Source organism: Kocuria atrinae C3-8, assembly GCF_000286355.1.
Lineage (GTDB): Bacteria > Actinomycetota > Actinomycetes > Actinomycetales > Micrococcaceae > Kocuria > Kocuria atrinae_A.
Genome location: NZ_AJXN01000054.1, coordinates 32741 through 45256 on the forward strand (window position 1 = coordinate 32741; position 12516 = coordinate 45256).

10 protein-coding genes and 6 pseudogenes are annotated in these 12516 nt (G+C 65.0%); 14 read left to right on the top strand and 2 right to left on the bottom strand.

Annotation, left to right across the window (positions count from 1 at the left end):
• Positions 1-7: 7 nt before the first annotated feature.
• Positions 8-619, top strand: a complete 612-nt coding sequence (locus YO9_RS0106945) for a hypothetical protein (RefSeq protein ID WP_223286236.1) — start codon at positions 8-10, stop codon at positions 617-619.
• A gap of 150 nt (positions 620-769) precedes the next feature.
• On the opposite strand, the gene YO9_RS0106955 is transcribed toward YO9_RS0106945, so the two are convergent.
• Positions 770-1444, bottom strand: a complete 675-nt coding sequence (locus YO9_RS0106955) for a hypothetical protein (RefSeq protein ID WP_223286237.1) — start codon at positions 1442-1444, stop codon at positions 770-772.
• 511 nt (positions 1445-1955) lie between these two features.
• Positions 1956-2469 (bottom strand): annotated as a pseudogene (locus YO9_RS0106960) (inorganic diphosphatase).
• A gap of 326 nt (positions 2470-2795) precedes the next feature.
• Here YO9_RS0106960 and YO9_RS17385 point away from each other — a divergent pair.
• From YO9_RS17385 to YO9_RS0107015, 13 genes and pseudogenes are all read left to right on the top strand, one after another.
• Positions 2796-3317 (top strand): annotated as a pseudogene (locus tag YO9_RS17385) (D-alanyl-D-alanine carboxypeptidase); the annotation flags it as partial.
• Between the two features lie 73 nt (positions 3318-3390).
• Entirely contained in the window at positions 3391-4104 is a 714-nt protein-coding gene (gene dacB, locus YO9_RS17390) for a D-alanyl-D-alanine carboxypeptidase/D-alanyl-D-alanine endopeptidase (protein WP_223286238.1), read from the top strand.
• A 27-nt stretch (positions 4105-4131) separates the two neighbouring features.
• Positions 4132-4386: pseudogene (locus YO9_RS21470) on the top strand (zinc-dependent metalloprotease); the annotation flags it as partial.
• 104 nt (positions 4387-4490) lie between these two features.
• Positions 4491-5228, top strand: coding sequence for a zinc-dependent metalloprotease (locus YO9_RS0106970; protein WP_396350732.1), 738 nt, complete (start codon positions 4491-4493; stop codon positions 5226-5228).
• 52 nt (positions 5229-5280) lie between these two features.
• Entirely contained in the window at positions 5281-5742 is a 462-nt protein-coding gene (locus YO9_RS0106975; protein WP_223286239.1) for a DNA-binding protein, read from the top strand.
• A gap of 3 nt (positions 5743-5745) precedes the next feature.
• Complete coding sequence (gene tilS / locus YO9_RS0106980; protein WP_031272828.1) at positions 5746-6804, top strand: tRNA lysidine(34) synthetase TilS; 1059 nt, start codon at positions 5746-5748, stop codon at positions 6802-6804.
• 52 nt (positions 6805-6856) lie between these two features.
• On the top strand, positions 6857-7408 hold the full coding sequence (gene hpt, locus YO9_RS0106985; protein ID WP_016996830.1) for a hypoxanthine phosphoribosyltransferase: 552 nt from the start codon (positions 6857-6859) through the stop codon (positions 7406-7408).
• A gap of 221 nt (positions 7409-7629) precedes the next feature.
• Positions 7630-9777, top strand: a complete 2148-nt coding sequence (gene ftsH, locus YO9_RS0106990; RefSeq protein ID WP_016996831.1) for an ATP-dependent zinc metalloprotease FtsH — start codon at positions 7630-7632, stop codon at positions 9775-9777.
• Positions 9778-10434 carry a GTP cyclohydrolase I FolE gene (folE, locus tag YO9_RS0106995; RefSeq protein ID WP_016996832.1) on the top strand — a complete coding sequence of 219 codons (657 nt, stop codon included), beginning with the start codon at positions 9778-9780 and terminating at the stop codon, positions 10432-10434. It begins immediately after the preceding gene.
• A 124-nt stretch (positions 10435-10558) separates the two neighbouring features.
• Positions 10559-11340: pseudogene (folP, locus tag YO9_RS0107000) on the top strand (dihydropteroate synthase).
• Between the two features lie 6 nt (positions 11341-11346).
• Positions 11347-11748, top strand: a complete 402-nt coding sequence (gene folB / locus YO9_RS0107005; RefSeq protein ID WP_016996834.1) for a dihydroneopterin aldolase — start codon at positions 11347-11349, stop codon at positions 11746-11748.
• Between the two features lie 71 nt (positions 11749-11819).
• Positions 11820-12265, top strand: a pseudogene (gene folK, locus YO9_RS21475) (2-amino-4-hydroxy-6-hydroxymethyldihydropteridine diphosphokinase).
• Positions 12266-12272: 7 nt separating this feature from the next.
• Positions 12273-12516: pseudogene (locus YO9_RS0107015) on the top strand (DUF3180 family protein); the annotation flags it as partial.

Consider the following 12516-nt stretch of genomic DNA (forward strand, 5'->3'; position numbering starts at 1 on the left):
GTTTGTGATGACATTGACTCGGCGCGTGGAGGACAGCTCCCGGCCCAGTACCGACATGGACCGTGAACTCACGCGCGAGTTGAGTGATCTGAACACCAGCGCACCTTTCCAGCCCACCGGACCCGGTGAGGTCCGCGGGCTGACCGAGGACCCGGAGGCGGCAGTCAGCGCGACCATGATCGCCCTGCGCGAGGACCGTTATGCGGTGGCCATCGGAGTGGGCGAAGTGTTCCTGACTCGAGTGACCGATCCCGAAGGCCGTTTGGCGGTTGCCGCGGACGGCGCAGGCATGCTCTACGGGCATGAGGCCGCCGCAACCCAGCGTCTGGGTGAACGGGTGGCCGTGCGCGTGTGCGCGGCAGATCAACAATCCGCGGCCGAGGCACAGGCCGTGCTCAAACTCGTGGGCCGCGTCGTCAGCGTGCGCAGTGACGCCGAATGGCGCGTGGTCGATCTCCTGACGCCCGGAGCGAGGGGTCAGCAGAAAGACGTTGCCGCTCAGCTGGGGATCACTCCGCAGGCGGTCTCCAAAGCCGTGGTGCGCTCACTGTGGCACGAGGAATGGGACGCCCGCCCCGCGGCTGCCACGTTGCTTCAACGCTGCGCGGAGCAGTTCTAGAGGGTCACCACCACACGTCCACGGAAAACCCGCGCTCGGTGAGCGCGTATTCGAGTTCCGGGGCGCACTCCATGGGCAGCCGGAGCGATCCCAGGACATCGCGCGGGTCGAAGTAGCCGGTCAACCAGGTGAAGGCCGAATGAGTGCTGCTCAGCTGCTCGCACAGTTTGACACGTGGTCCAGGCGCTCCGGAGTGCTCAGCACCCAGAACGACTCCACATCCGTGAGCTGGAACAGACCCACCCACGAATATTGCTCACCGTCCTCGGACGTTTCACCCCGCTCTCGATCGGCCGCAGCCAGTTGCGGAGCCTGCTCTGACGGGTCCTCTTCCTTGCTGGCATCGGAGTCTTTGGACGACGTGGGCATCCAGACCCAGCCCCCCGGCGCGGCGGGTCCCAGGGCAGGGGCTAGCGGATCCAGTTCCCACCGCGGTGCGCCGATGAGCCATTCGGGGGCACTGGGCGGGTACAACGGGCTGTCCGCGGGGGAGGGCCATTGCTCGGACCACGTGGCCCAGCTCCCGGCGTTGATGCGATCCCAGAAATCCTGCGCAGAGAGTTGCACGGACAGCTCGGTCACGCTGGTGTGGGAACGGAGCCAGGCCGAGGGTGCATCGAGGATCGGATCCTGCAGGGATTCGTTGGTGTACGGGCGGGACACGATGTCCGTGTGAACGGCCGGCGAGATGTGTGGATCGACTCCCGCTGCGGCCAGTAATTTTTGTGCGGCCGTGACCAACCGGTCGGTCCCCAGGAGTTGCGTGGAGGCACTGCCGTGGAACACATACACGCGCTCATAGGGCGCAGGTTGTGAGCCAAGCACGGAGATCACCTCGAACGGGTGGGGAAGATCGGACGGACGGAGCGCCACCGCAAAGATTCTGCGGGGTGTTCAGAACCATCCCACCACAACCCACCGACACGCATAGGCCGCCTGGGACTCCCACCAAAAGGTGTCGGCCGGTGAATATGGGGGATATTCACCGGCCGACTCCCGCGCTCGGTGTACGCCTCGAGCGGGATCAATCCGAGCGCCAAAAGTTTCGACAAGTTGGGGGAACCATCGGAACTCGCGAGAGTTTCAGATCTGCGGCGCTCGGGTACTCGAATCCGGGAGGGATTCGGGGGAAATTCTCCCGGTTCGTCACCGGTATTACCGGTTGGTAAGAAATTTAGCGTACGGAAGGCGTAGTAAAAAGAGCTTTTCTATGAAAGTTTTTCGAAACCATCGACTGGACCCATGGAACCGCAGGTCAGGCGCACTATATGGCCGGAAAATACGGGACCCCGCGGCACGAGAACTGCCGCGGCCCCGTGATGGAGGGTGCTGGAGATCAGTCGTCCTGCTCGGCCTCGGCCGCAGATTCGTACTGGGACTTCTGGAAGCGTTCCTGAGCCTCGATGATCAGGCGCTCGGCGGTCTCCTTGCCTTCCCAGCCTTCGCCCTTGACCCACTTGTTGGGCTCCAGGTCCTTGTAGCGCTCGAAGAAGTGCTGGATCTCCTTCTGCTTGAACTCGTTGACGTCTTCCAGGCCCTGGATCTCGTCGTAGCGCTTGTCCACGGAGACGCACAGCACCTTGCGTCGCCGCCGGCCTCGTCGGTCATGTTGAACACGGCGATGGGGCGGGCCTCCACGATCACGCCGGGCATGATGTCCACGTCCATGATGATCATGCGTCCAGCGGATCGCCGTCTTCGCCCAGGGTGTCCTCGAAGTAGCCGTAGTGGGTGGGGTACTGCATGGACGTGAACAGCACACGATCCAGGCGGATGCGACCGGTCTCGTGGTCGATTTCGTACTTGACGCGGGATCCGCGGGGAATCTCGATGGTGACGTCCAGCTCCATGGCAGTGCTCCTCGTGTTCGAGTCTTGGTTGGATCGGGGCACGCGATGAGGTCCCCCGAAATCTCGTTGGGTTCCACGATAGCGGCACGTGCCGCACGGGCGGCAATCAACGACGCCGCTCGGGGCCTGACAATCGGTTCGTTTCAGTCCCGTACATGCGAAAGAATGGCCGCATGAGCAAGCCCAGCACCCCGCCGCCCCCGCGATCCAAGAGCCCATGGGGCCCGATCGTGGCGGCGTTGCTCATCGCGGCGCTGATTCTCAGCTCACTGTGGGCGATCCCCGCGTTGCTGGCGGAAGTGGATCAGGGCGAGTCCGGAGAGCCCATGGCCGTGCTGACCGCCCCCGGTGAAGCGGGAGACCTGCCCGGCGTACTGGAGGCGGCGGCGTCGTCGGCGGAGAGCCCGAGCGGAAACGGCGCAGAGATCCAAGAAATTGTGGATGCGGAACTGGCCGAGGCGCCGGGGGTTTCGAGTGTCACGGTGCTGGACGCCGAATCGGGTGAGGTGCGTGCCGAACGTGAGGCGGGAGAGGCGCGGATCCCCGCGTCCAATCAGAAGACGCTGACCGCGCTGACCGTGGCCGAGCACCTGGACCCGTACGCGCGGCTCGCCACCACGGTCATGACAGGGGAGAATCCCAACCAGATCACGCTCGTTGCCGGTGGGGACACGCTGCTCGCGCCGGGTAAGGGGGACCCGGACGCCGTGAACGGGCACGCCGGGATCGACGATTTGGCCGAACGGGCCGCGGGTGCGCTGGCGGAGAGCGGCGTCCAGGGCGAGATCGAAGTGGCTCTGGACACCGATCTGTTCTCGGGGCCGGCGGTGAACCCTGGATGGGCAGGGGAAGACGTCGAGGCGGGCGAAATCACCGCCGTCTCGCCGATCGCCATGTACTCCCATCGCGTCCCCACCTCTGATGGGCAGGACCCGGGCGCGCGGCGAACGCCCCGAGAATGCGGCGGACGCCGTGGCTGCCGAGTTCCGGGAACGATTGCAAGGCCACCTGGGGGCGGGAGCCACCGTGAGCGCGGGAGATCACTCCGCACCGGAGCAGGGTGCGGAATTGGCGCGCGTGGAATCCGCACCCGTCCACGAACAGACGGCGTACATGCTCGAACACTCGGACAACTCGCTCGCGGAAACTTTGGCACGCATCGCGGCTCGAGAAGCGGGGGAGCAGGGCAGCGTTGCGGGTGTGCAGAACGCCATTCGTGCCACGCTGGAGGCCCACGCGATCGACCTCACCGGTGTGGACATCGTGGACGCCAGCGGCATGGCGCTGTCCAACCGTGTGACCACGAGAATGCTGGCTCAGGCCACCCGGGATCTACTGACCGATCCGGAACTGGGGCCCTACGGTCAGGGTCTGCCGCTGGGCGGTGCCACCGGAACGCTCACCGACCGTTTCGACGACCCGGACGAACAAGCAGCCAGGGGCTTGACCCGGGCGAAGACCGGCACCCTCAATTCCGTGGTGTCGCTGAGCGGGTACGTGCAGCAGGCCCAGGGTGAGGTGCTGGTGTACTCGGTGATCTTCAACGACGTGCGCGGGCAGACCGATCCCGCCAAGGACACCGTGACCGCACGGTGGCTGCGCTCGCCCAAGGCTGAACGTCAGGCAGTGTGCTGATCGGTTGTGTGTGGTTGAGTGGTGGGCATGACTCAAGACCTGGCTCGACCCTCACTCGTGGACTGGGATTCGGCGGCCCAGATCGCCGCCAAGCTCACCCCGCCCGGGCCCACGCCCAAGCCGCGGGAGATGAGCAAAGCCGTGGAGTCGCTACGGTACTTCGCCCATGAATCCGTGCATCACGTGCACAACATCACGCGCCTGGACGCCGCAGAAAACCTGCGGGACTCCAAGATCCTGGTGGTCGATCGCGCGGGATGGGCCAACGCCAACACGCAAACGTTCTCGGTGCTCATGCAACCGATCTTCGACAGGATCCGCGAGAAGAATCCGGACAAGTTCGACGCCGCCCTGCGCGGGTTCGCGCCCACGGCCGCCGCGGCGAGATGGGAGCGATGGTCGGTTTCCTCTCGTCCAAGGTGCTGGGCCAGTACGACCCGTACGCCGGCCTGGTCTCACCGCGAGCGGCGGAATCGCACCCGGGAGGCCGCCTCATGTTCGTGGCCCCCAACGTGTTGTGGACCGAACAAGAGATCAACGTGGACCCCGACGACTTCCGCTTGTGGGTGTGTCTGCACGAACAAACCCACCGCGTACAGTTCGCCGCCGCGCCGTGGTTGCGCGGGCACATGCTCCAACAGATCTCCACGCTGGGCTCTTTCGATGTCTCCCCGTGGGACCGGTTGAGCGCCGTGGTGGCCTCGGTGACCGGCAAGGGTTCGGGGAACCAGCCGGACGCTGGACTTGGTCCCATCGGTCACCTGCTGACGGATGAGGAAAAGGCCACGCTGTCCCACCTCACCGCGGTGATGTCCCTTCTGGAAGGGCACGCCAATGCCGTGATGGACGCCGTGGACTCCACGATTGTTCCCACCGTGAAAACCATCCGGCGCCGCTTCAATGCTCGCTCCGACAATCACGGTGCCCTGGACCGAGCGATCCGCACCCTCATGGGGATGGACGCCAAGATGCGCCAGTACAGCAACGGCCAGAAATTCGTAGAGTACATCGTGGAGCGGGCCGGAATGGACACGTTCAACACCGTGTGGACTTCCGCCGAGACCCTGCCGACCGAGGCGGAGATCCACGATCCGCAGCGCTGGATGGATCGGGTGCTGACGTGATGTACCGCGCTACTGGAAGTTTCGTTTCAGCCGAGTGTGTCAGGATGATTCCGTGAGCTCGGAAAACATTGATCAGCAGATCCAGCTGTATGGCCAGCCCCTGTCGGAGCGATTCGGCAAGGTAGTGGCGGCGTACAACATCACCCAGCGACGACTGGCTGAGGTGTTGGGGCTGTCTGCGCCCATGCTCTCCCAGCTCATCAGTGGTCGCCGCATCAAGATCGGCAATCCCGCCGTATATGAACGTCTGGTCATGTTGGAAGACAGCGTGGGTGCCCAGGACATCGAGGCCGTACTGCGCCGCGTGGAAGCAGCCCAGCCAGTGCTGTCCACCACTCAGATCCGCACCGGCATCAGCACGGAGACGGATGCCGTGACCGCCCTGGCCACCGTGGTGCCCTCCGGTGAACTCGAGCGCGCACTGATCATGTTGGGGGAGCACACCCCCGTGTTGTCCAAGGTGCTGAGCATGGCCGAGGACATGTCTCGTCGCACGCGCGACGCCCAGGACTGATCGTTGCAGCGAGGAAGAACCGGACGGTTACACCCGTGGGTCGCCCGTGCCCGCCGGGCCGTGGGGCGCTCCATCGAGGAACTCCCCGCGCGTGAGGACGGCCGGCCGCCGTTGGTGTTGATCGCCTGCAGCGGTGGACCCGATTCCCTGGCGCTGGCCGCAGCGGCCGCGCATTTCACGCGCCGCGGGAAGGCGCGCGTGGGTGCTGCGGTCATTGATCACCAGATGCAGTCCGGTTCCGCAGAGGTCACCGAATCCACGGTGCGCGTTCTGGAAAATATGGGACTGGACCCCGTGATCTCACGCCGCGTCACGGTGGATCGCGCGGGACACGGCCCCGAGATGGCAGCCCGCCTGGCTCGCTACGGAGCACTCAACGACATCGCAGAGTCGATTGACGCGGACGCCGTGCTGTTGGGTCACACCCGCAATGACCAGGCCGAGACAGTGCTGCTGGGATTGGCGCGGGGCTCCGGAACGCGCTCCCTGTCCGGGATGTCCCCGGGGCACAAGATCGAGAATGTCCAGTACATGCGCCCGTTCCTCAACGTGACACGTGAGGAAACCGAGGAAATCTGCCGGGCCGAAGGTCTCGAGCCGTGGCACGACCCCAGCAACTCGGACACCACGCTCATGCGGTCCAGGGTCCGCCACGAGGTCCTGCCCTGGCTCGAGAACCACCTGGGCCCCGGGGTGTCGAACGCCTTGGCGCGCACGGCGTCGGTGCTCAACGCGGACGCGGACTTCCTGGACGAGCAAGCGGCCGAGTATTTCCGCCGCGCGCGACTGGACCAGGCGGCGTCGTTGTCCGAGAACCTGGAGCTGGACTGCCACGCCCTGCAAGCGGCGCCCGCGGCCATGCGTCGACGTATGCTCGCCCAGGCATGTGTCGCCGTGGGCGGCGATACCCCCACCTTCGAGCGGCTCAGCGCCCTGGAAGAATTCGCCTTGGGATACGGGGCTGCCGGTCCACTGCAAATGGCGGGTAAGGTGACCGTGTGGCGACGACGCGCGGACAAGCACTGCGCCAAGGGGCGCCTCGAGTTCCACAGCACCGAATGACCCCCTCCCACACACCCCATCCCCTGTTCACGCAACACCTCAGGAGCGCAACGTGAAGGCCGAGCACGTCGAGTCAGACCTGTCCCACGTCCTATTCACCAAGGAAGAAATCGCCCAGAAGATCGAGGAGCTCGCAGAGCAGATCGACCGCGATTACGAAGGCCGCGACGTTCTGCTCGTGGGCGTGCTCAAGGGCGCCGTGATGGTCATGGCAGACCTCACGCGTGCGCTCAAGGGGCAGTACCCCATGGACTGGATGGCCGTCTCGTCCTACGGTTCCGGCACCAAGTCCTCGGGCGTGGTACGGATCCTCAAGGACCTGGACACCGACCTGCACGGAAAGGATGTTCTCATCGTGGAGGACATCATCGACTCGGGCCTTACGCTGTCCTGGTTGCGCACCAACCTGGAGTCCCGCGGCCCCAAGTCCGTGGAGATCTGCGCGCTGCTGCGCAAGCCGGACGCCGCCAAGACGTCCATCGACGTGAAGTACGTCGGCTGGGACATCCCCAATGAGTTCGTGGTCGGCTACGGCCTGGACTTTGCCGAGCACTACCGCAATCTGGAATGCATCGGCACGTTGGCTCCGCACGTTTACGAGTAAGAACTCAGGGAACAGTGGGGTCCCACGTGTAGCGTGAGCGCGGCGCGTGCGCTCTCAGGGAACGACCCGACCCGGATGAGGTCCGGTGTTCCCGAAAACGATAGATTGTGCGTTACGCGCCGCGCACCCACATTGGTAGCCGGATCAAACGGACCCGGATACAGCACCGTCAGTTTTTGGGGCGCGGCACTGCGTGTCACGTCCACGGGAGGATCATCGGCTTGGCCACGGCGAAAAAACCCACCAGCTTCTTTAAGGGACCGTTCTTCTGGATCTTGCTAGCCGTCTTGGTGCTGGTACCCGTGGGCGCAAATCTCTTCGGCCCGTCCACCTCCCGGGTGGACACCAACGTGGGTATGTCGCTGCTGCGTGACCACAAGGTGCAAGAGGCCAAGATCTACGACGGCCAGCAGAAGGTCGAGCTTCAGCTCAAGGAAGACCTCACTCTCAACGACGAACAGCTCGGCAAGGACGTGGAGTTCTTCTACGTGGAACCCCGCGCCGAAGAAGTCGTCAACACCATGAACAGCGCTGAGTTGGAAGGCTTCACCGACCAGCCGGTTGAGAACAATTGGTTCCTGTCGCTGCTGCGCTTCATGCTGCCGTTCCTGATCATCCTGGCGATCTTCTGGTTCATCTTCTCCCGCATGCAGTCCGGCGGGCAGGCCATGAAGTTCGGTCGCTCCAAGGCCAAGATGTTCAACAAGGAGAACTCTGAGGTCATGTTCTCGGACGTGGCCGGCGCGGACGAGGCCGTCCAGGAGCTCGACGAGATCAAGCAGTTCCTGGTCGAACACGACCGTTTCACCGCCGTGGGTGCCAAGGTCCCCAAGGGCGTGCTGCTCTACGGTCCTCCGGGTACCGGTAAGACCCTGCTCGCCAAGGCCGTTGCCGGTGAAGCGGGCGTGCCGTTCTACTCCATTTCCGGTTCTGACTTCGTGGAAATGTTCGTGGGTGTGGGTGCCTCCCGTGTGCGCGACCTCTTCCAGCAAGCCAAGGAGAATTCCCCCGCCATCGTGTTCGTGGACGAGATCGACGCCGTGGGCCGCCAGCGCGGTGCCGGTATGGGCGGCGGTAACGACGAGCGTGAGCAGACCCTGAACCAGTTGCTGGTGGAGATGGACGGCTTCGACGCGAACACCAACGTGATCCTGATTGCCGCGACCAACCGTCCGGACGTCCTGGACCCCGCACTGTTGCGCCCCGGCCGTTTCGACCGTCAGATCGGCGTGGACGCCCCGGACATGAAGGGCCGCGAGCAGATCCTGCGCGTGCACTCCAAGAACAAGCCGCTGGCGGACAACGTGGACCTGGCCTCCGTGGCCAAGCGAACCCCGGGCTTCACCGGCGCCGAGCTCGCCAACGTGATGAACGAGGCGGCCCTGCTGACCGCTCGTTCCCACGCGCAGCTCATCGATGATCGCGCCGTGGACGAGGCCATCGACCGTGTGATCGCCGGTCCGCAGAAGCGCTCGCGCATCATGAAGGAACTCGAACGCAAGGTCACCGCCTACCACGAGGGCGGTCACGCACTGGTGGCAGCGGCCCTGCGCAACACCGACCCGGTCACCAAGATCACCATCCTGCCGCGCGGTCGTGCGCTGGGCTACACCATGGTGATGCCCGCGGACGACAAGTACTCCACCACCCGCAACGAGCTGCTGGACCAGATGGCGTACGCCATGGGTGGCCGCGCCGCTGAGGAACTCGTGTTCCACGATCCCTCGACCGGTGCCTCCAACGACATCCAGAAAGCCACGGACACGGCGCGCAAGATGGTCACCCAGTACGGCATGAGCAGCCGCATCGGTTCCGTGAAGATCGGCGGTGACAACTCCGATCCCTTCGTGGGTCGTGAAATGGGCTCCACGGGTAAGGACTACTCGGACAGCACGCTGGCGGTCGTGGATGACGAGGTGCGCAAGCTCCTCGAGCAGGCTCACACCGAGGCCCACGAGATCCTCAACGAGAACCGCGACGTTCTGGACCGTTTGGCCCTGGAATTGCTTGAAAAGGAAACGCTCAATGAGGGGCAGATCGCGGATATCTTCCGTGACGTGCGCAAGCGTGACCTGCGCCCCGTGTGGCACTCGGGTGACAACCGACCGGTTTCGGACATTCCGCCGGTGATCACCTCCGCCGAGCGTGAAGAGGCCCACCGCAAGCACACCCAGGACCCGGACACCATGGCACCACAGGATCAGGCGGTCGCCGCCAAGCCCGAGCACCCGCTCGAGGTCCCCGATCACGGTGAATCCCAGATGCCCGGAACGGACGGCCGGGGTGGCCCGCAGGGCGGTCCCGCCGGTGGCGAACATCAGGGCGACAGCCAGAACGGCTGGTCCGGCGGATCGCAGGAGCAGCGCTGAATGAGCCCGGACAACGGTCAGGAATTATCCGAGCCGATCTCCGGCTCGTACGCGGACTACCTCGAATCTGAACGGGTTGACCATCGGATCGACCAAACGCGCATTGAAGCCGCGGTGCGGGAGATCCTGCTGGCCATCGGCGAGGATCCGGACCGCAGCGGTTTGAAGGACACCCCCGCACGGGTGGCTCGCGCGTACGCGGAGATCTTCACCGGACTGCACCAGGATCCCTCGGACCTGTTGGCCACCACGTTCGACATCGGCCACGCGGAAATGGTCATGGTCAAGGACATTCCGTTCTACTCGACCTGCGAGCACCACTTGGTGCCGTTCCACGGGGTGGCCCACGTCGGCTACATTCCCGGTCCCGAGGGCCGGGTCACCGGGCTGTCCAAGCTCGCGCGCCTGGTGGATCTGTTCGCCAAACGACCGCAGGTCCAGGAACGGCTCACCACGCAAGTGGTCGAGGCGCTCGTGGAGCACCTGCATCCGGCAGGAGCCATCGTGGTGATCGAATGCGAGCACCTGTGCATGTCCATGCGCGGGGTACGCAAGCCCGGGGCCAAGACCGTGACCTCAGCGGTTCGCGGGCAGTTGCGCGATCCGGCCACCCGCGCTGAAGCCATGAACTTGATCCTCGCGGGCCAGAACCGATGAGCCCCAACGGCACGGCTCCGCTGGCTGGGGCTCGTACGAGCAGTTGCCGCAGGGCCGCACCCTGGTCATGGGCATCCTCAATGTCACCCCCGATTCCTTCAGCGACGGCGGCACTCACGACACCATGGACGCGGCCATCGCCCACGGCCTGGAGCTTGCAGCCCAGGGCGCAGACATCGTGGACGTCGGTGGTGATTCCACTCGACCCGGTTCCGTGCGCGTGAGCCTCGAGGAGGAACAGCGCCGCATTCTTGAGGTGATCCGCGCGCTGTCCGAGCATGGCATCGTGATCAGCGTGGACACCCTCAACGCTGAGACCGCGGCCGCTGCCTGGATGCGGGCGCGCACATCATCAATGACGTCTCGGGCAAGAATGTCCAGCAGGACATGATCGACTTGGTGGCACAGCGACAGGTGCCGTACATCCTGATGCATTCGCGCGGCACGTCCACCACGATGGACGGGCTCTCCACCTACGAGAACGTGCCGGACGAGGTGATCGCCGAGCTGCTGGAACTGCGCGAGCGCTTCTATCGAGCCGGGGTGAAACCGGAGAACCTGATCGTGGATCCGGGGCTGGGCTTCGCCAAGGCCGGTTCACAGGACTGGGATCTGCTCCGCGCGCTTCCGCGGTTGGTCGAGACGGGCAACAAAGTGCTGGTCGCGGCGTCCCGCAAACGCTTCCTGGGCAACCTCCTGGGTGATGAGAACGGCCCGCGTCCGGTCGCCGAGCGGGACATCGCCACGGCTGCCATCAGCGCACTGTCCGCTTTCGGCGGTGCCTGGGCGGTGCGGGTTCACGACGTCGCCGCGACCGTTGACGCCGTGGCCACCGCACACGCGTGGCTGGGAGTCACCCCACCGATTCTTGTCCCCCACGAGATGTCCCACGAGAACGAAGACTGAGCACCAATGATGACTTCCCCCGCTGACTTGAGCCACCACGACCGCATCACCCTGACCGGCTTGGGTGCCGTGGGCTACCACGGGGTCTTCGAAAAGGAGCGCCGCACGGGTCAACCGTTCTTCGTGGACCTGGTCATGTACGCGGACCTCAAGCCCGCGGGCAACACCGACGAACTGACGGCCACCGTGCACTACGGGGAGGTGGCCGAACTCGTGCGCGAAATCGTGATCGGTCCCCGGTACCAGCTCATCGAGACCCTGGCAGAACGGATCGCGACCGACCTGCTTGCGAAGTTCTCCTTGATTCGGGCCCTCGAGGTCACCGTGCACAAACCCAAGGCCCCGATCGAGGTCACGTTCTCGGACGTGGCCGTCACCATTTTCCGCACGCGGGATACGGAGGGGTAGTCGTGACAGCCCGGTGTGTAGTGGCCTTGGGAGCGAACCTGGGGGATCGGTTGGCGGCGTTGCGATCAGCGGTGTCCGCGCTGAACGACGCCTCCGGAATCACCGTGACCGGTTGCTCACCCGTGGTCAGCACCCGCTCCGTGGGTGGTCCCAAGGACTCACCGGACTACTTCAACGCCGTGGTCGGACTACGGGTGGACCTGAGCCCCGAAGAGACCCTGCGGGTCTGCCAGACGATCGAGCGGCAACACGGTCGCGAACGCACGGTCCGCTGGGGGCCCGCACCCTGGACCTGGACATCATCTGGTTCGAGGGGATCGAACAACAGGACCCGCACCTGACGCTGCCTCATCCGCGCGCCCACGAGAGGGCCTTCGTCCTGGTCCCGTGGGCGCGGTTGGATCCTTCCGCTCAGCTGGGCGGGCACTTGGTGCGGGACCTGGCCAAGCGTGCTCCAGACCTCGAGGGGTTGAGCACCACGGATCTCACGCTGTGCGACCACACGGAAGGGAGCTGAATCGACCATGCGCTACCTGAACGTGCTGTCCCTGGTGGTGGTTGCGCTCATTGCCGCCGTCCTGGGCTGGAGCATCAACTACGCGGTGTCGGGGCAGAATCAAGCGCTGCTGATCCTCCCGTGGGGGAGTCTCGTGGCGGAGGGCGCCGCGGCCGCCGTGTTGCTCTATCTCGGCCTGCGATTGCGTGCGTACCGCGACCCGGAAGGGGAGGGCGGCGGCGTCGTCGGGCCCCGGCCGACCGCAAGCGTAC